We start from the raw sequence: 17,151 nt of genomic DNA on the forward strand, positions 1-17,151 counted from the left end.
TCCCGAACTCAGCAGTGAAACGATGCATCGCCGATGGTAGTGTGGGGTTTCCCCATGTGAGAGTAGGTCATCGTCAAGATTAAATTCCGAAACCCCTATCTGCGTATGCAGGTAGGGGTTTTGTTTTTGGCCCCCCTGTAGGAGCGAGCCCGCTCGCGATGAACCCGAGCGCACAGCGGGGTACCAGATTTCCCGCGTCATCGTTGGCGTCCATCGCGAGCGAGCTCGCTCCTACAAGGTCATTGTAAAAAAAATCACATAAACCTGACTCCGCGCTTTTGCTAAGGTGCAGCTCATTTTTAATGGACTGAGTTTGCGCCCACGGATCGGCATTCTTTTCAAAGAGTTGCTGTAGAAATGCCCGAACCGATACCCATCAAGGACCACGAGAAAGAGACACGTCTGGTCAATAAAAGGCTGATGGCCTGCGGCTTGTTCGTTGCCGCTGTCACCTGTGCGCTGGTAGTGCGCCTGTATGTCCTGCAGGTAGTCGAGTTCGACTATCACTCAACCATCTCCGAAAACAATCGCGTACATGTCCTGCCAATTACACCGACTCGCGGGTTGATCTACGACCGCAACGGCGTACTCCTCGCGGATAACCGTCCCAGCTACAACCTGACCATCACCCGCGAACGTGCTACCGATGTAAACGAAGAGCTGGACGAGGTAGTCAATCTCCTGCATTTGCCCGCTGAAGACCGCTCGCAGTTCGACAAGGCGATGAAGCAGGCACGTCACCCCTTCGTACCTGTGACGTTGTTCTATGAACTGAGCGAAGAGCAAATTGCCGTACTCGCCGTCAACGAGTTCCGCTTGCCGGGCCTCGATGTCGAGCCGCAGTTCGTTCGGCATTATCCATTGGGCGAGCACTTCGCCCATTCGGTCGGCTACGTCGGACGTATCAACGAGAAAGAGTCAAAGGCTCTGGATACCGTGGAGTATCGAGGCACCCAATCCATCGGCAAGACCGGGATTGAAAAATTCTACGAGAAGCAACTGCACGGCCATGTCGGTTATGAGGAAGTCGAAACCAATGCCCAGGGCCGCGTGCTACGAGTGCTCAAGCACACTGACCCGGTGCCAGGCGAAAACATTGTCCTGAGCCTCGACGTCAAGCTTCAGGAGGCCGCCGAGCAAGCCTTGGGCGATCGCCGTGGCTCGGTGGTCGCACTGGATCCCTCGACCGGTGAAGTGTTGGCCATGGTCAGCAACCCGAGTTTCGATCCGAATCTGTTCGTCACCGGTATCAGTTCCAAGGAGTACTCCACACTACGGGACTCCATCGACCGACCGCTGTTCAACCGTGTGCTGCGCGGTCTCTATGCGCCGGGTTCGACCATCAAGCCGGAAATGGCAATCGCTGGCCTCGATGCCGGTGTCGTCACGCCACAGACCCGTGTGTTCGACCCCGGTTATTACCAGCTGCCGGATTTCGATCACAAATACCGCAACTGGAACCACAGCGGCGACGGCTGGGTGGACATGGATGCGGCGATCATGCGTTCCAACGACACCTACTTCTATGACCTGGCACACAAGCTCGGTATCGATCGTCTGCACGACTACATGGCCATGTTCGGACTGGGCGAGAAAGTCTCCCTGGACATGAATGAAGAGTCCCCCGGCCTGATGCCATCCCAGGCCTGGAAACGCGCCACCCGTCGTCAGGCCTGGTTTCCGGGCGAGACGGTGATTCTCGGTATCGGCCAGGGCTACATGCAGGTCACGCCACTGCAGTTGGCCCAGGCGACGGCGCTGATTGCCAACAAAGGCGTGTGGAATCGCCCGCACCTGGCCAAAACCGTGGACGGTGTCGCGCCGGTGGATGAGCATCCGATGCCGAACATTCTGCTCAAGGATCCTCGCGACTGGGAGCAGGTCAACCATGGCATGCAGATGGTGATGCACGATGCCCGCGGGATTGCCCGGGCCGCAGCCGCGGGCGCGCAGTACCGTATCGCCGGCAAGAGTGGTACCGCGCAAGTGGTGGCGATCAAGCAGGGTGAGCGTTACAACCGGGAGAAAACCCGCGAGCGTAACCGCGACAACGCCTTGTTCGTCGGCTTTGCCCCGGCCGAGCACCCGAAAATCGTGATTTCGGTGATGATCGAAAACGGCGAGGCCGGTGGTCGCGTCGCCGGGCCGGTCGTGCGGGAGATCATGGACGCCTGGCTACTTGATCAGGACGGGCACCTCAAGCCGCAGTACGCAGCGCCGGGAAAGGCACCGGGCGATCCTCACGTCTGAACCTTCATGGCTTCACAGCACAGGCTCACGGATGCTGAGCATGTGCTGGAAGCTCTCGAGGAACACCGATTCGGCCTGGCTCATCTTCTGTTCGCGATTCCACAACAGCTGGATATCGAAATCCACCACCCCGTCTTCCGGCGGCAAGCGCCAGAGCAGACCTTGCTCGACATCCCGGCGCACCAGATGGGTGGGCAAGGCGCCGATGCCGTAACCCGCGCAGATCAAGCGGTAAATTTCTTCGAAACTGGTGGAGGAGGCTACGATCTTGCCGGTGAAGCCTTGCTGGTCGCGGAACAGCGTCAGGGGTGAAAGATTGCCGCCGAGTTGATCGCTGGTGAAGCTGACGAAGTTTTCCGCCGCCAGTTGTTCCAGGGTCAGATTCTGTTGCCCGAACAGCCGGTGACGTTGGCCACAAAAGTAAGCATAGGTCTCGCGAAACAGTACCCGTTGTTCCAGTCGTGGCTGTGGCAAGCGGCACAGGCCAACGCCGACTGTCGCAGTTTTTTGCAGCAGCGAACTGATGATGTTCGAGCTGCCCATCACCTCGACTTCCAGCTCGATTTTCGGATGGGTTTCATGGAAATCAGCGAGAAAGTCATCGTAATGCCGAGCCTGCACACCGCTGACGGTGAGGATGCGGATCTTGCCCACCACGTCGTCGTGGCGACTCTCCACCACCGTCCCCAGGCGTGAAATATCTCCGTAGATATCCGCCGCTATGCGCAGGACTTCTTCCCCGGTTTCCGTCAGATCAAAGCGTCGTCCGCTGCGGGCAATCAACACGCATTCCAGTTGTTCTTCCAGTCGTTTCAGCGCCTGGCTGACGGCCGACTGGGTGATGTGCAGTCGCGCGGCGGCACGGCTCATGCTGCCTTCCTGGCCGATGACCAGATAGGTGCGCAGCAGGTTCCAGTCGAGGCGGTCATTGAGAAAGCGGCGGCCGACCCACGGGTTGGAATTGGAAGGCATAAAACCTCATGCAGTAGCAGTGCTAATAGTAAAGATAAGGAATTGAAAATTGACTAATCCTGGCATGGAAGCGATAAAGCCCACAAGTGCCACAGAGCGCAACCGTCATCAGCCTTAACACCTGCCCAAAAACTATAAGTACACAGGGTCCTTGCATGCACACTACTCCCCAACCGCGCCGAGCCGCGGCCGCTGCCTTCATTGGCACGACCATCGAGTTCTACGACTTTTACATCTACGCCACCGCGGCGGCGCTGGTCCTTGGGCAAGTGTTCTTCCCCAGCAGCGACCCGGTCATGAGTACCCTGGCGGCGTTCGGCAGTTTCGCTGTCGGCTTCATTGCCCGTCCCATGGCCGGGATGGTGTTCGGTCATCTGGGCGATCGTCTCGGGCGCAAGAAAATGCTGTTGGTGACCATGGCCTTGATGGGCGTCGCCACGGCGGGTATTGGCCTGTTGCCGAGCTACGCCAGTGCCGGCATCTGGGCACCCATTGGTCTGATCGTGCTGCGTGTCATTCAGGGCATTTCGGTCGGTGGTGAGTGGGGTGGGGCGGTGTTGATGGCGAGCGAACACGCGCCGGCCAAGCGCAAGACGTTCTACGCATCGTTCGCCCAGCTCGGCAGTCCCGCCGGTTTGTTGCTGGCACTGATCGCTTTCCGTCTGGTGACGTCCCTTGAACCAGAGGATTTCCTCGCCTGGGGTTGGCGCTTGCCGTTCCTCGCCAGCGGCGTGTTGATGATGGTCGGGCTGTTGATCCGTTCCGGCGTTCACGAGTCGCCGGAATTCGCCAAGGCCAAGGACAACAACGAGACCGCCAAATACCCGGTGATGGACGTGATCCGTACCTGCTGGCGGCAGATCCTGTTCGCCGCCGCTGCCGTGACCATCGGCTCGGCCGGGTTCTTCTTCACCAACACCTTCATGATCACCTATGTCACCCAATATCAGGGCATAGCCCGATCGACGATTCTCGATTGCCTGTTTCTGGTGACAGTCATCCAGTTGCTCTCACAACCGCTCTCGGCGCTGATCGCCGAACGTATCGGCGAAGGTCGTTTTCTCAAATGGGTCGCGTTGCTTTGCATGGTCACGCCATACCCGATGTTCCTGCTGGTAGGCACGCAGAACATTGTGTTCATGACTGCCGGTATTGCCCTGGCAGTGGTGATTCTCTCGGCGCTGTACGCGGTGATCGCCGGCTACATGACCCAGGCCTTCCCGGTGCACCTGCGCTACTCGGGCATTTCCATCGCGTACCAATTGGCTTGCGCCGTGGCCGGCGGCACCACGCCGCTGATCGGCACCCTGCTGGCCAGCAAGTTTTCCGGACAATGGTTGCCGCTGGCGGTGTTCTTCACCTTGCTCTCGGCCCTGTCCCTGATCGGTGTTTGCGGCCTGGCCCGCCTGCGCGCCAACCCGGTCGTCACCCACGCTGCTAAAGAGGTGTATTCGTGAGTAAACCTGCACACATCGACCCGGTTGAATGGCAAGCCCGTTGCGAACTGGCTGCGCTGTATCGACTGGTCGCGCACTTTCGCATGACCGACCTGATCGACACCCATATCACCCTGCGGATTCCGGGGCCTGAGCATCACTTCCTGATCAACCGCTACGGGGTGATCTTCGACCGCATGCGCGCCTCGGACCTGGTGCGCATCGATCAGGAAGGGCGGGTGGTCGACCCGGAGTACGCGGGCCATCGGGTCAACGCTGCCGGCTTCGTGATTCACTCGGCGATCCACATGGCGCGTCCGGACCTGAACTGTGTGATCCATACCCACACGGCGGCCGGCATGGCGGTCGCGGCGCAGAAGCAGGGCCTACTGCCGATCAGTCAGCATGCGCTGAAGTTCTACGGCAAGCTGGCCTATCACACCTATGAGGGCATCGCGCTGTCGCTGGATGAGCGCGAGCGCTTGATTGCCGACCTCGGTCCGCACCGGGCGATGATCCTGCGCAACCACGGTTTGCTGGTGGGTGGATCGGGCGTGGCCCAGGCGTTCCAGGAAATCCACTTCCTGGAGCGGGCCTGTCAGGCCCAGGTGCAGGCGCTGGCTGGTGGTTCGGCACTGCATTACCCGTCGCCGGAAGTCTGCGCGCACACCGCCGAGCAGTTCGACCGTGATGAGCAGGACAACATCATCGACCTGGCCTGGGAGGCCGCCCTGACGTTGATCGAATCCCAGCGCGAGTCATATTTGTCATGAACGCCGTCATCAACACTGTGGTTCTGCTGTCCCGCGACACCTTGCTGCTCAAGCAATTGCAGGCGGCGTTTGCCCGCAGTGCGCCGCAGCTCACCGCCGTGCTGGCCGACGATTCCCGGGCCGCCAATGCACAGATGGCGGCGTGCTGGTTTCCCTTGCCGGGCAGTCTCGGCGCATTGCCGAACCTGCAGGTGATTCACTCGGTGGCCGCCGGTATCGATCACCTCGATCACGATCCGTCGTGCCCGGATCTGCAGGTTTGCCGTGTGGTCGACCCGGGCCATCGCCAGGGCATGACCGAGTACGTGCGCTGGGCGGTGATCCACTATCACCGCGGTTTCGATCAGGTGTTGTCGCACCAGCGGGAGCAACGCTGGGAGCGGCCGCTGCAACGGGCGGCGGGGCAGTTCAAGGTCGGTGTGATGGGGCTCGGATCGCTGGGCAGCGCGATTGCTCTGGATCTGGTCGCAGCCGGTTACGACGTGCGCGGCTGGGCGCGGCGCAGCAAGGACTTGCCCGGTGTGCGCACGTTCGCCGGGGGTGATGCGTTGCATCCTTTTCTCGACGGCGTCGAGTTGCTGATCAACCTGTTGCCACTCACCAGCGAAACCCGCGGGATTCTCGGACGAGCCACTTTCGAACAGCTCGCCAGCGGCGCGGCACTGATCAACTGTGGCCGGGGCGGTCATTTGAATATCGACGATCTCGAACAGGCCTTGGCGAGCGGGCACTTGCGCGGCGCCTTGCTGGATGTGTTCGAGCAGGAACCGCTGCCGGTCGATCACCGGCTGTGGACGATGCCCGGTGTCACCATCACCCCGCACATGGCCTCGGCGGCTTCCCATGACTGTATTGCCGAGCAAGTGGCGGAGAACTTCCGTCGATTGAATGCTGGCGAGCCGTTACTCAACTGTGCCGACCGAGTATTGGGATATTGAACTAACACACCCCTGTAGGAGCGAGCCCGCTCGCGATGGTCGTTAACGATTTCGCGTGTTTGCCGGTTAAACGCGGTGTTCTTGAGTTCATCGCGAGCAGGCTCGCTCCTACAGGAACCAGCTTCCCGTAAGCCATAACAACAACCGTCGCCTCAACCGTTTTACTGCCAGTTAAAAACAATTAAATAAATTCCTGGAGACAGTGATGAGCGATCTTTCGTCCGCAGAAAAGTCCGGCGCACCACCGGAAGTTGCAATCAGCATGAAAAAAGTCGCGGTGGCCAGTGTGATCGGCACCACCGTGGAGTGGTACGACTTGTTCGTGTTTGCCACGGCTTCAGCGCTGGTGTTCAACAAAGTGTTCTTCCCGGATTTCGTGCCGCTGATCGGAACGCTGCTGGCGTTCGGCACCTTCGCTTCGGCGTATCTGGCACGGATTGTCGGCGCGGCGTTGTTCGGGCATTTCGGTGATCGCCTGGGGCGCAAGTCGATGCTGTTGATCTCGCTGCTGACCATGGGCGCGGCCACCTTCGCCATCGGCTTGTTGCCTGACTTTGCAACCATCGGTATCTGGGCGCCGATCCTGTTGTTGCTGCTGCGGGTCGTGCAAGGCCTGGCATTGGGGGGCGAATGGGGCGGGGCGGTGCTGATGGCGGTGGAGCATGCGCCGGCCAACAAGCGTGGCTTGTACGGCTCCTGGGTGCAGATCGGTGTGCCGGCCGGGACCATGATTGCCAACCTGGCATTCCTGTTGATCGCGGCGTGGCTGTCCCCGGAGGATCTGTTGGCCTGGGGGTGGCGTATTCCGTTCCTGGCCAGCGTGTTGCTGATCGCCGTCGGTTTGTATATCCGCCTGAACATCTCGGAAACCCCGGCTTTCAACAAGGTCAAGGAAGCCGAAGTGCAAGTGAAAATGCCGTTGGCGGAAGTATTCCGCAAATACTGGAAGCAAGTGCTGCTGGGGGGTATTGCCACCATGTCCACGGGCGCTTCGTTCAACATTATCGTGGCGTTCGGCTTGACCTATGGCACACAGAACCTCGGCTTCAGCCGCAGCGTGATGCTCGGTGTGGTGCTGCTGTCCTGCGCCTGGTGCATTGTCATGTTGCCGGTATTCGGTGCGCTTTCGGATCGCTTCGGACGCAAACCGATCATTGTCGGCGGCATCATCGCCGAAGCGCTGGTGGCGTTCCCGATGTTCTGGCTGATGGACACCAAGGAGCTGTCGATGGTGGTGTTCGGTTATCTGTTGTTGATGACCGCGTTCGCCGCCAACTACGGGCCGATCGCGACCTTCCTCGCCGAGCTGTTCGGCACCCGGGTGCGTTATTCCGGTTTGTCCATCAGCTACATGTTATCCGGCCTGCTCGGCAGCGCGGCGACGCCCATCGTCACCACGGCATTGCTGGCCGCGACGGGCAAAGGCTCGTCGGTGGCCTGGTACATGATCGGTGCGGCATTGATTTCCCTGGTGGCCCTGTTGCTGTTGACCGAGACCTTCAAGAAGGACATCAGCGAGATCCCCAGCGTCGTCCCCACAGACGATCCGGCCCCCGGTAAACCCTTCAAATCGGCTACGGCCTGACATCTGGAGTTCTACAACATGCGCAGAATTCAATCGGCCCCGGGCTACATCGGCCCGGTCGGGCCTTACTCCCAGGCCGTGGTCAGCGGCCACCTGGTGTTCACCGCCGGGCAGATTCCGGCCCACGGCAGCCTCGACGAACAGCCTGCTGATTTCCCCGAGCAGGTACGGCAAACCTTGCGCAACCTCGAAGCGATCCTGATCGAGGCGGGCTCCGGTTTCAGCCATGTGATCAAGGTCAATGCCTACCTGACCGACCCTGCGCAACTGGAGCCGTTCAACGCCGTGTACCGCGAGTTCCTGGGCCATGCGCCACCGGCGCGCACCACGGTGTGCGTGGCATTGTGGGGCGTATCGCTGGAGATCGACTGTGTTGCCGAACTGATTGCCGGGGAGCCGCAGCATGGATGAGTCGCAACTGATCGAACAGCTCAAGGCCGTGAGCTTTCCGACCCTCGGGCACTTTCTCGAAGAGGGTTTTGCCGATCCGCAACTGCGGGCCATGGTGCCCAATGTGAAAGTCGTTGGCCGTGCGTTGACCCTGAAACTGGTGGGCGCCGATGCCATTGCCGTCAACCGGGCCCTGGCGCAAATCAGGCCGGGCGACGTGCTGGTGATCGACACCGGTGGCGATCATCGGCATGCGCCGGTCGGTGCGGTGACCAGTTGCGCGGCACGCTTTGCCGGCGCTGTGGGTATTGTGGTGGACGGCGCAGTGACCGATCTGCTGGAGCTGCGTGAAGCCGGGTTGCCGGTGTTCGCCCGAGGCACCAGCCTGTTGACCACCAAGCTGCACGGTCATGGCGACAGCGCCATCAATCAGCCCATCCACTGCGCCGGCGTGACGGTGCAGCCGGGGGATTGGGTGCTGGCGGACGACAACGGCGTGTTGTTTCTCGACACGGTATCGGCGGTGGCAGTCATCGATCAGGCGCTGGCTTCGGATCGCAGCGAGCCGCGCTTGCTCGAACGCTTGCAGGCCGGTGAACCGGTGACGCAAGTCTTGCGCGTTTAGTCCGTCAGCCGTTGTTGCAGGCTTTCGAGAAAGATCGTCTCGGCACGGCTCATGCGCTGTTCGCGGTTCCACAGCAAATGAATGTCCACATCGGCAATCCCCTCGTGGGGCGGCAGGCGCCAGAGCAATCCGGCGTCGACGTCGGCCGCCACCACGTGTTCGGGCAGACAGCCGATACCGAAGCCGGCGATCACCAGTCGCCGGACTTCTTCCAGGCTCGGTGAGGACGCGACGATGCGACCACTGAAACCCTGCTGATCGCGAAAAATCGTCAGCGGCGAGAGCATGCCGCCGATCTGGTCACTGGTGAAACTGACGAAGTTCTCCCGTTGCAAATCCCCTTCGGCGACGTCCTGCTGGCCGAACAGCCCATGGTGCTTGCCGCAGAAAAAAGCATAGCGTTGACGCAGGAACAAGCGCTGCTCCAGGCGTGGCTGCGGGCGCCGATTGAGGCTCAGGCCGAGGGTCGCGGTTTTTTCCTGGAGGGCGCTGACGATGTCGGAACTGCGCATCACGTCGACTTCCAGGTCCACTCGCGGGTATTGGCGATGGAAGTCGGCGAGAAAGTCATCAAAGCGCTCGGAGAAGATCCGGCTGATGATCAGCAACCGCACTTTGCCGATCACTTCGTCGGCCGGTTGTTCCAGCACGCTACTGACCTGGGACATTTGCCCGTAGATTTCTCCGGCCAGGGCGAAGATCTGCTCGCCGACTTCAGTCAGGGCAAAACGTGGCCCGCGACGGGCAATCAATTGGCGGCCCAGTTGTTCCTCCAGGCGCTTGAGCGCCTGACTCACTGCCGGTTGCGTCAGGTGCAGGCGGGCGGCAGCGCGGCTGATGCTCTGCTCCTGGCCAATCACCCGAAAGGTGCGCAGCAGGTTCCAGTCCAGGCGGTCATTGAGCAGACGTTGCATAGGCGGTCAGCAGAAAGTCGGGGGGGCTAATAGGGAGAGTCGACGGCTTGCACACATCCTGCGCAAGCCATGGAAAATCTACAGTCGCGGGATCGTAACACTGTTAGAGCGCAGCAGCAGAGACAACTCGGATCTGCAAAAAAATCTCATGCGTAGGCGAGGGCTTTTTCTTCCAGCAGTTCCTCATACAGCGCTGCCCATTTGCGACCCATTTCGTCCGCGGTAAACAGATTTTGATAACGGGCCTGCGCCTTCTCGCCCATTTGCGCCGCCAGCACCGGGTTTTCCCAAAGCGTGCGCATCGCCTCGCGAAACGCCGATGGATTGCTCGGTGGCACCACCAGCCCGGTCTCGTTATGGATGTTGATGTAACTGGTGCCAGTGCCAATTTCACTGGAGATCATCGGTTTGCCATACATCGCGCCTTCCAGCAGCGAAATGCCAAAGGCTTCGGAGCGCAGGTGCGACGGGAACACCACCGCATAACTCAACTCGAGCAAGGCGACCTTGTCTTCGTCGCCCAGGAACCCGAGAAAGTGCAGGTTCCGCAGGCCCAGCGCCCTGGCCTGGGCATGCAGCTCCGCTTCCAGCGGGCCGGCGCCCACGATCACCACGGGATAGTTCAGCCCCTGCATCGCTTCAAGCAGGATGTGCAGCCCCTTGTAGTAGCGCATCACACCGACGAACAGGAAGAACTTGTCCCCCAGCTTCTGGCGCCAGCGCTCGGTCCGCGCCGCGTCTTGCGTCGGATAACCCGACTTGTCCAGGCCATAGGTGATGACACGGGTCTTATCGTGGTAGTCCTTGAGCACGTCGCTGGTGTGAAAGTAGTTGGGGGACGCCACGGCGATTCGATCCGCGCTGTCCAGGAACCGACGCATCAACGGACGGTACAGTTTGAGCAGATGGCGTTGGCGAATGATGTCGGAGTGGTAACTCACCACGCTGGGCTTTTTGATGTCGCTGACAAAATGCACCAGGTCCATGAAGGGCCAGGGGAAGTGATAGTTGACCACGTCGGCTTCAGCCGCGAGCTCTCGAAACTGCTTGAACACGCTGTAGGAAAAACCGGTGGAGGCGAGTTGAAAATCCATCCTGGCCTGATGCACCTGGTGCTCGCGGATCTGCAACACGCCCGGTGCCGGATTATTGCTCAGGGTCAGCACAGTGCTGTCGACACCATGGCGCGCGCCACTTTCGCTCATCTGGAAAATGACTTGTTCGATGCCACCCATGGAGTCGGGCAAGTAGGTTTTATAAAAGTGCAGAACGCGCATATCAGTTCTCCATTGCCTGGCGGTAGGCGCGGGCGGTCACCGTCGCGCAACGCTCCCAGGAAAAAAGCTTCGCTCGCTGCAAGCCTGCCTCGCGACAGACCTGCCAATGCGCCGGGTCGTCGATCAACCGCAGCAAGGCATCGCGCAAGGAGTCGGGGTCGTGCGCCTTGATGTAGTTGCCGGCATCGCCAGCGACCTCCGGCATCGCCGACTCACCCGTCAGAATCACCGGAGTGCCACTGGCCATGGCTTCCAGCACCGGCAGGCCGAACCCCTCGTACAACGAAGGGAAGACCAGCGCCCGGGCTCCGGCCAGTAGCTGCGCCAGATCGTCGTCCGACAAGTACCCCAGAAGGCACACATGACCTGACGCGAGGGCCGAACGTAATTCGTCGTTGAACTGCTGACGTTGCCAGCCGGCCATGCCGGCGATCAGCAACGGAAAACGCTGGCGCACGGTTTCCGGCAGCCGGGCATGGGCGCGCAGGGCCAGGGTCAGATTCTTGCGTGGCTCCAGGGTACCGACGCAAAGGAAATACTCCCGCGCCTCGACGCCGTGTGACTTGAGGACCTGATCGATGGCCTCGGGTTCACGGGGGTGGAAGCGCGCGGCCACACCCAGCGGTGCCACCACGAAGCGCTCGGCCGGCAGTGCGAACCAGGCCTGCGCTTGCTCGGCGATGTACTGCGAGTCCGTCAGAATCAGTCGCGCCCGCTGTACGCCGTCGGCCAGTCGCCGCTCGATTTCGCGCAGGCGTGCCGGTGGTTGGGTGTCGGGATAGTGCAGGTGCGTGAGGTCATGCAGTGTGATGATGGTCGGGCCGTTGAACGACAGCGGCCACAGGCTTGGCTCGTGATAAAGATCGATGGCCTGGGCGGGGCGCTGGTCGAAACGCTTCTGCTCCAGCCAGCGCCGCGCCTGATAGGCTCCCGGAATCTGTCGCAGCAACGGCGTCAGACGCGAGTAACCGGGCATCGCCGCCTCAGGCAGAGTCGAACTCCAGCCCCAGCCGTGGAACAACGACAACTCGACGTCCGATTCGCGGGCCAGGGCCGTCGCCAGTTCGGCGACGTAGTGGCCGATGCCCGTGCGCGGGGCCTGAAGTATGCGGGCGTTAAGGGCAATTCGCATGCTGACTCTCAGGCACCTTCGCATCGCTGTGCAGATTGCGCTGGATGCGTTCGACCAGTTGCGCACTCGCCTCGCGCCAGCTCAGCCAACGCCAGTTATCCAGGTTGAGGGGCGCGGGAAATGCGCCGCCGCTTTCCATGTCGATGACCAGATCGGCCAGGTTCTGCGGGTCGGAGAGGTCGAAATACGCCATGTACTCGCCACCGATTTCGCGGAACACCGGGATGTCGCTGGCCATGGCCGGCAGGCCTCGCTGCATGGCTTCCACCAGCGGCAAACCGAACCCTTCGACGTAGGACGGGAACACCAGCGATGTCGCGTGGGAATAGGCGTGTTCCAGGCTCTTGTCCGAAAGGTTGTTGAACATGAACAAACGCAGGTTCAATTGCGGATGCTGGCGTATACGCTCGATCAGCGCCTCGCATTTCCAGCCAATCTTGCCGACGATGCATAACCGGGCTTTGGAGCCGGCCGCCCAGGCGCGCTCGAACGCGTCCAGCAGATACGCATGGTTCTTGCGCGGCTCGATGGTGCTGACCATCAGGAACACAGGGTCCGGCGTCTTGAACATCTGCAGCAGCCCCGGGTCGACGGTAGACCGGGCATCGGTCAGGTCGAGTTCGGAGCCGAGGTGGAAATAGTCGAACCAGCGTTGCTGAACCTGCGCGGTACCGATCCTGCGGGTCATCTCCTGGCGGACCTGGTCGCGGATGGTGGTCGAGATCGCCACGTAGCCATCGGCGGTGCGGGCGATCCAGTCGAACCATTCGTTGAAGACCTTCACCAATCCTGCGTCGCAAAACTGCGGGTGGGTCAGGGGAATCAGGTCGTAGATCACCGAAACGATGCCGACCCCGTCACGCTTGAGTTGTTCGGCCAGGGGGAAGAAGTTGGCGTGCCAAGACGAGTCCAGCAGCACCAATTGGTCGCCGGCGCGATGCTGCAACGGCACGCAACGCTCGGGAACCTTCTGGCCCTTGAGTGCCCGATCGAGCAGGCGCATCGGTAGGCTCAGGCAGGCGAACGCGGTCAGACGGCAACCGACGTAAAGCACCCGGCGGGCGAACTTCGATTGGCTGAAAGGACGGCGACGTTCCAGCGCGCGGTGGCGCAGCCAGAACTGATTGGCGAACTGTTCGAGCTTCACCCGCAGGCTCACCAGATCCACTTTGACGGTCGGCAAGGGCGCCAGGCTTTTCACCTCGAACAACGCGCCATTGATCATCACCACCGGAACGCATTCGCGCCGGGCGTTCGCGGCCGGCAATTGCTGAATCACATTGCGAACGACCCGCTGGATGCCCGAGTTGGCATCCGGGTGTTCGAAGACGTAGGTACATTCCACCAACAGTCTGGTCATCGTGTTTCCCCAATGGATGCCACCCGATTCTCACTGGAACGGGTCACGCTGGTCTGCGCTTCGAGCCAGGAGCAACCCACGAAGTCTTCCTGGCGATTGTTGATCACGTGGAAGACCAGCCCGTAGTCACGCCATTCGAAATTGCGATCCAGGTGCGAATCCAGTCGCGACAAGCTCAAGGCCACCGAATAATTGCCCTTGCCCAGGCGCATGTCGAAGGCAAAACGGTAGGTGACGCGTTCGCCGGCACTCAGGTCGGTGAGGGCTTTGTCGACCCGGTGGGTATTGATGCCGTACATGGGCTGGCCAAGGCGATCCTTGATCATGAAGCCGAGAATCAGTCGCTCGATGTCCTGGCGCACCTCGACCTGCACTTCCAGGACCATCGCCTGGCCGACTTCAGCCACCTCCACCGAACGCCCCTTGGGGTCAAGCAGGCGGACACTGAGAATGCCCGCTTCGCCTGTCCCGGATATGGTTTGCACCTGCCCGTTGGCGAGCATTTCCTGACGCACCGTCTGGCCCTCGCGCTGGGCGAGCATGGCGTTGTAGTAGTCCATCACTTCTTCAGGCTTGCCGCGCATGGCCATGCGCCCGTTCTCCAGGAGGATGGCGGTGTCGCAGATCGACTGGATCGCCGAACGGTCATGGGACACGATCAGCAACGTGGTACCTGCCTTGCGGAAGTTGCGGATGCGATCAAAGCTTTTGTGCTGAAAGTAGGCGTCACCCACGGACAGCGCTTCATCGACGATCAGGATGTCCGGCCGCCGCGCGGTGGCCACGCTGAACGCCAGGCGCATCTGCATGCCGCTGGAATAGGTGCGCACCGGATGGTCGATGGCCTCGCCGATTTCGGCGAAGCTCTCGATCTCTGGCATCAGCGCTTCGATTTCTTCGACTTGCATGCCGAGCAACTGGCCGGCCATGAAGGTGTTCTGCCGACCGGTGAAGTCCGGGTGAAAGCCCATGCCCAGCTCCAGCAGCGCCGCTACGCGACCTTGCAGCTGGATGTCGCCGCAGGTGGGCTGGGTAGTGCCGGTGATCATCTTCAGCAGCGTGCTTTTGCCGGCACCGTTGACCCCGACGATGCCCACGGCTTCACCCGGCTGAATCTCGAAATCGACCCCTTGCAGGACCCAGTGCAGGTGATGCCGGGTGCGGGAAAACGGCACCAGCCATTCGAACAGCCGGCTCCAGCGATTCGGGTACTGCTTGTAGGCCTTGCCCAGGCCACTGACACGTATATGTCCCATCAGAGCTCGTCCACCATTTCACCGACACGCTGGCGGAACAGCCGCAGCGCCATCCCACAGAACAACAGGCCGATCACCAGCAACGGGACCAGCGAGCTCCAGTCTGGCCATTGGTTGTAGAGAAACAGGTTCTGGTAGCTGTTCATCAGTGCCGTCATCGGGTTCAGCTCGATAAAGCGCTGGATGCCCGGCGGCAGGATCGACAGCGGATAAACGATTGGCGTCAGCCAGAACCAGAATTGCAGGCAGATGCCGAAAAACTGCCCGACGTCGCGAAAGAACACGTTGAGCACGCCCAGAATCATTCCCAGCCCGGCAGCGAAGATCACCTGCAGGACCAGCAACGGCACCAGCGCCAGCAGCGCCATGCCGGGCAGCCGTCCGCTGATCAGCAGGAAGCCGAGGAACAACCCCAGGATGATCGCGAAATTGATCCCGGCATTGAGCAGCACGATGACCGGCAGGCAGATGCGCGGGAAGCTGATTTTCTTCAGCAGGTTGGCGTTTTCCAGGAACATGCTCTGGCTGCGCGTCGTGATCTCGGCGAACAGGCCCCAGGTCAGCAGGCCGGCGCACAGGTAGACGCTGTAGGCCAACCCGTCGTCCACGCCCGGCAAGCGGGCGCGCATGATGGTGGAGAAGATCACCGTGTAGACCAGGATCATCGACAGCGGATTGAGCACGGTCCACAAGGCACCGAACAGCGAGTTGCGATAACGCGCCTGAAACTCCCGTTTGACGCTGCCGAGGATGAAACCCCGGTAACTCCACAGCGATTGGTAAAGATTACGCAGCATTCAAACCGTCCTGCCGTATTGATCTTCGAAGCGGACGATGTCGTCCTCTCCCAGGTATTCGCCGCTTTGCACTTCGATGATCACAAGGTCGATCACGCCGGGATTTTCCAGGCGATGCTTGTGACCGGCGGCAATGAAGGTCGATTCGTTCTTGGCCACCAGGTGCGTGCCGGTGCCATTGTTGGTGACCTTGGCCATGCCTTCGACCACCACCCAGTGTTCATTGCGATGGTGGTGCATCTGCAACGACAACTTGGCGCCAGGCTTGACCACGATGCGTTTGATCTTGAAGCGCGGACCTTCCTCGAGCACGGTGTAGGTGCCCCATGGCCGGCTGACCGTACGGTGCAGGCGATAGGCTTCGTGCTCTTTATCCTTGAGTTGCCTGGCCACCCGGCGCACATCCTGGGCGCGGTCGGCGTGGGCCACCAGCACTGCGTCGGCGGTGTCGACGATGATCAGGTTATCCACACCCACGGTCGCGACCAGGCGGTTATCGCTCTGGACGAAATTGTTGTGGCTGTCGATGAAAATCGACTCGCCGACGGTGCGGTTGTTCTGTGCATCCGCTGGAACCAGCGCGGCCACCGCCCCCCAGGAGCCGATGTCGCTCCAGTCGAAACGGGCCGGCACCACGACCACTTTGTCGGAGCGCTCCATCAATGCGTAGTCGATGGAAATGTCCATGATTTCGCCAAACAGGACCGGTGACAGTTCCTGTTGCACGCTCCCGGCGTTTTCCACCGCGGCGCTGGCGGCCATGCAGGTTTGCGTCTGCTCCAGCAAAGCCGGCGCATGGGTTTGCAGTTCGGCCAGCAGGCTGGCGACCGAGAAGCAGAACATCCCGGAGTTCCACAGGAAGTTGCCGCTTTCCACGTAATGCGTCGCGGTTTGCAGGTCGGGTTTTTCGACGAAGCGCCGCACGCTGGCAGCACCTTTATCGTCCAGCGATGTGCCGGCTTCAATGTAGCCAAACCCGGTTTCCGGAGCGGTCGGCACGACACCGAAGGTCACCAGGTGACCGCGCCTTGCCAATGCCACGGCATGCTCGACCGCGTCCTTCAGTGCGTCGACATTGACGATCAGGTGGTCGGCGGGCATGACCAGCATGATCGCGTCGTCACCATGCAGGGCCTGGAGGGAGAGGGCAGCGGCGGCAATGGCCGGCGCCGTGTTGCGCCCCGTCGGCTCCAGCAGGAAGTGTCCGCGATGGCGGCCAAGGTGCGCGTCCCGAAAGTGATCCTTGCTCTGGAAGTAGTACTCGCGGTTGGTCACCGTGACGATATCGCCCCAGCCGTCGAGCAGGTCCGCGGCACGCCGATAGGTCTTGCCCAGCAACGACTGGCCGTCGGGCAATGCCATGAACGGTTTGGGATGGCCTTCACGCGACACCGGCCACAACCTTGTCCCGGCACCGCCGGAGAGAATCACGGGAATCAGCATGGC

Annotated in this window: 15 protein-coding genes; 7 read left to right on the plus strand and 8 right to left on the minus strand. The window is 61.0% G+C overall.

The features are described from left to right. Nucleotides 1-357: 357 nt before the first annotated feature. Nucleotides 358-2,250 (plus strand): penicillin-binding protein 2, encoded by a 1,893-nt coding sequence (gene mrdA, locus KGB20_RS14875; protein ID WP_223532638.1) that lies wholly within the window; start codon nucleotides 358-360, stop codon nucleotides 2,248-2,250. Nucleotides 2,251-2,262: 12 nt separating this feature from the next. Here the strand turns inward: mrdA and KGB20_RS14880 are convergent, their stop codons facing one another. Next, nucleotides 2,263-3,222 carry a LysR family transcriptional regulator gene (locus KGB20_RS14880; protein WP_154861517.1) on the minus strand — a complete coding sequence of 320 codons (960 nt, stop codon included), beginning with the start codon at nucleotides 3,220-3,222 and terminating at the stop codon, nucleotides 2,263-2,265. A gap of 155 nt (nucleotides 3,223-3,377) precedes the next feature. Here KGB20_RS14880 and KGB20_RS14885 point away from each other — a divergent pair, with 155 nt between their 5' ends. From KGB20_RS14885 to KGB20_RS14910, 6 genes are all read left to right on the plus strand, one after another. Next, nucleotides 3,378-4,679 (plus strand): MFS transporter, encoded by a 1,302-nt coding sequence (locus KGB20_RS14885; RefSeq protein ID WP_057713891.1) that lies wholly within the window; start codon nucleotides 3,378-3,380, stop codon nucleotides 4,677-4,679. Then, nucleotides 4,676-5,431: a class II aldolase/adducin family protein gene (locus KGB20_RS14890; RefSeq protein WP_007988289.1), complete on the plus strand. Its 756-nt coding sequence runs from the start codon at nucleotides 4,676-4,678 to the stop codon at nucleotides 5,429-5,431. Before KGB20_RS14885 ends, KGB20_RS14890 begins: the two co-directional genes overlap by 4 nt. Beyond that, the gene (locus KGB20_RS14895; protein WP_223532640.1) at nucleotides 5,428-6,369 is read left to right on the plus strand and encodes a 2-hydroxyacid dehydrogenase; all 942 of its coding nucleotides are present in this window, start codon (nucleotides 5,428-5,430) and stop codon (nucleotides 6,367-6,369) included. The genes KGB20_RS14890 and KGB20_RS14895 overlap by 4 nt, the downstream gene beginning before the upstream one ends. A 205-nt stretch (nucleotides 6,370-6,574) precedes the next feature. Continuing rightward, entirely contained in the window at nucleotides 6,575-7,954 is a 1,380-nt protein-coding gene (locus tag KGB20_RS14900) for an MFS transporter (RefSeq protein ID WP_057713892.1), read from the plus strand. An 18-nt stretch (nucleotides 7,955-7,972) separates the two neighbouring features. After that, nucleotides 7,973-8,365, plus strand: a complete 393-nt coding sequence (locus KGB20_RS14905; protein WP_090456976.1) for a RidA family protein — start codon at nucleotides 7,973-7,975, stop codon at nucleotides 8,363-8,365. Further along, complete coding sequence (locus tag KGB20_RS14910; protein WP_223532642.1) at nucleotides 8,358-8,969, plus strand: RraA family protein; 612 nt, start codon at nucleotides 8,358-8,360, stop codon at nucleotides 8,967-8,969. The genes KGB20_RS14905 and KGB20_RS14910 overlap by 8 nt, the downstream gene beginning before the upstream one ends. Here KGB20_RS14910 and KGB20_RS14915 read toward each other — a convergent pair. From KGB20_RS14915 to KGB20_RS14945, 7 genes are all read right to left on the minus strand, one after another. Beyond that, nucleotides 8,966-9,883 (minus strand): LysR family transcriptional regulator, encoded by a 918-nt coding sequence (locus KGB20_RS14915; RefSeq protein ID WP_154861514.1) that lies wholly within the window; start codon nucleotides 9,881-9,883, stop codon nucleotides 8,966-8,968. The genes KGB20_RS14910 and KGB20_RS14915 overlap by 4 nt on opposite strands. Nucleotides 9,884-10,029: 146 nt before the next feature. After that, nucleotides 10,030-11,160, minus strand: coding sequence for a glycosyltransferase family 4 protein (locus KGB20_RS14920; protein WP_090456972.1), 1,131 nt, complete (start codon nucleotides 11,158-11,160; stop codon nucleotides 10,030-10,032). A 1-nt stretch (nucleotide 11,161) separates the two neighbouring features. Continuing rightward, nucleotides 11,162-12,292 carry a glycosyltransferase family 4 protein gene (locus KGB20_RS14925; RefSeq protein WP_223532644.1) on the minus strand — a complete coding sequence of 377 codons (1,131 nt, stop codon included), beginning with the start codon at nucleotides 12,290-12,292 and terminating at the stop codon, nucleotides 11,162-11,164. Beyond that, nucleotides 12,276-13,652 carry a glycosyltransferase family 4 protein gene (locus tag KGB20_RS14930; RefSeq protein ID WP_223532646.1) on the minus strand — a complete coding sequence of 459 codons (1,377 nt, stop codon included), beginning with the start codon at nucleotides 13,650-13,652 and terminating at the stop codon, nucleotides 12,276-12,278. The genes KGB20_RS14925 and KGB20_RS14930 overlap by 17 nt, the downstream gene beginning before the upstream one ends. Next, nucleotides 13,649-14,908, minus strand: a complete 1,260-nt coding sequence (locus tag KGB20_RS14935) for an ABC transporter ATP-binding protein (RefSeq protein ID WP_223532648.1) — start codon at nucleotides 14,906-14,908, stop codon at nucleotides 13,649-13,651. Before KGB20_RS14935 ends, KGB20_RS14930 begins: the two co-directional genes overlap by 4 nt. Beyond that, nucleotides 14,908-15,705 carry an ABC transporter permease gene (locus KGB20_RS14940; RefSeq protein ID WP_154947769.1) on the minus strand — a complete coding sequence of 266 codons (798 nt, stop codon included), beginning with the start codon at nucleotides 15,703-15,705 and terminating at the stop codon, nucleotides 14,908-14,910. Before KGB20_RS14940 ends, KGB20_RS14935 begins: the two co-directional genes overlap by 1 nt. Continuing rightward, nucleotides 15,706-17,148 (minus strand): mannose-1-phosphate guanylyltransferase/mannose-6-phosphate isomerase, encoded by a 1,443-nt coding sequence (locus KGB20_RS14945; protein WP_223532650.1) that lies wholly within the window; start codon nucleotides 17,146-17,148, stop codon nucleotides 15,706-15,708. Nucleotides 17,149-17,151 lie beyond the last annotated feature (3 nt).

This window comes from Pseudomonas sp. BF-R-30, from assembly GCF_019956175.1.
GTDB lineage: Bacteria > Pseudomonadota > Gammaproteobacteria > Pseudomonadales > Pseudomonadaceae > Aquipseudomonas > Aquipseudomonas jessenii.

What these genes read in the sequence shown, in the direction of transcription:
- mrdA (WP_223532638.1), top strand. Translation starts at nt 358, where the DNA reads ATGCCCGAACCGATACCCATCAAGGACCACGAGAAAGAGACACGTCTG.
- KGB20_RS14880 (WP_154861517.1), bottom strand. Translation starts at nt 3,222, where the DNA reads ATGCCTTCCAATTCCAACCCGTGGGTCGGCCGCCGCTTTCTCAATGAC.
- KGB20_RS14885 (WP_057713891.1), top strand. Translation starts at nt 3,378, where the DNA reads ATGCACACTACTCCCCAACCGCGCCGAGCCGCGGCCGCTGCCTTCATT.
- KGB20_RS14895 (WP_223532640.1), top strand. Translation starts at nt 5,428, where the DNA reads ATGAACGCCGTCATCAACACTGTGGTTCTGCTGTCCCGCGACACCTTG.
- KGB20_RS14900 (WP_057713892.1), top strand. Translation starts at nt 6,575, where the DNA reads ATGAGCGATCTTTCGTCCGCAGAAAAGTCCGGCGCACCACCGGAAGTT.
- KGB20_RS14905 (WP_090456976.1), top strand. Translation starts at nt 7,973, where the DNA reads ATGCGCAGAATTCAATCGGCCCCGGGCTACATCGGCCCGGTCGGGCCT.
- KGB20_RS14910 (WP_223532642.1), top strand. Translation starts at nt 8,358, where the DNA reads ATGGATGAGTCGCAACTGATCGAACAGCTCAAGGCCGTGAGCTTTCCG.
- KGB20_RS14915 (WP_154861514.1), bottom strand. Translation starts at nt 9,883, where the DNA reads ATGCAACGTCTGCTCAATGACCGCCTGGACTGGAACCTGCTGCGCACC.
- KGB20_RS14920 (WP_090456972.1), bottom strand. Translation starts at nt 11,160, where the DNA reads ATGCGCGTTCTGCACTTTTATAAAACCTACTTGCCCGACTCCATGGGT.
- KGB20_RS14925 (WP_223532644.1), bottom strand. Translation starts at nt 12,292, where the DNA reads ATGCGAATTGCCCTTAACGCCCGCATACTTCAGGCCCCGCGCACGGGC.
- KGB20_RS14930 (WP_223532646.1), bottom strand. Translation starts at nt 13,652, where the DNA reads ATGACCAGACTGTTGGTGGAATGTACCTACGTCTTCGAACACCCGGAT.
- KGB20_RS14935 (WP_223532648.1), bottom strand. Translation starts at nt 14,908, where the DNA reads ATGGGACATATACGTGTCAGTGGCCTGGGCAAGGCCTACAAGCAGTAC.
- KGB20_RS14940 (WP_154947769.1), bottom strand. Translation starts at nt 15,705, where the DNA reads ATGCTGCGTAATCTTTACCAATCGCTGTGGAGTTACCGGGGTTTCATC.
- KGB20_RS14945 (WP_223532650.1), bottom strand. Translation starts at nt 17,148, where the DNA reads ATGCTGATTCCCGTGATTCTCTCCGGCGGTGCCGGGACAAGGTTGTGG.